General features: G+C 35.8%; 1 protein-coding gene. It reads left to right on the top strand.

What is annotated here, in order from left to right:
* A partial coding sequence (locus tag IE212_RS35810; protein WP_229864741.1) for a sigma factor-like helix-turn-helix DNA-binding protein occupies nt 1-217 on the top strand: 217 nt, incomplete at its 5' end.
* Nucleotides 218-586 lie beyond the last annotated feature (369 nt).

The following is a 586-nucleotide window of genomic DNA, read 5'->3' as shown; positions in this document are numbered from 1 at the left end:
TAATCTGCACAAAGCACTAATGACTGCATTGCAAGAGTTATCAGTAATCGAAAGGCAAATAATAGATGAGTGCTTCTTTTATGAGGATGTAAAGCGAAAAACTTATCAAGAACTCGGCAAGAAGCACAACATATCCAGGCAAGTCTATGTACGCAAGCTCAACAGAACTTTAAGCAAATTAAGACAACTTATTGAGCAACATTTTGACGAATTTTAAAATAAAATCAAAGATAATTTATTTTTTTACAAAAAAAGACAAAAAAGGCTTTACAAGACAAAAGGGATATGGTAAATTAAATAGGCACTCGAGGAAAGGGACGTAAGGACCGGAGAGAAAAAGCAAAAAAAGTTAAAAAAAAGATTGACTAAAAAGCGAAAAGAGTGTAAGATATTCAAGTCGGCAAAAGAAGCCGGAGAGATCATTGAAAACTAAACAGAATTAAGAAACACACGTCAATATCCAGAAGGATAAAAAAGAAAAAAGAAAGTCTGATTACGAACGAAGAACGCGCAGGACGCCTTTTTGGCAGGGTGGATTATCTGGTGGAATGCCCATTTGTCGAGGCAGTTTCGAAAATTGAGGCGG

It is taken from the genome of Streptomyces djakartensis (assembly GCF_014651075.1).
GTDB classification, from domain to species: Bacteria; Actinomycetota; Actinomycetes; order Streptomycetales; family Streptomycetaceae; genus Streptomyces; species Streptomyces djakartensis.
This window is presented reverse-complemented; position numbering and strand designations above follow the sequence as displayed.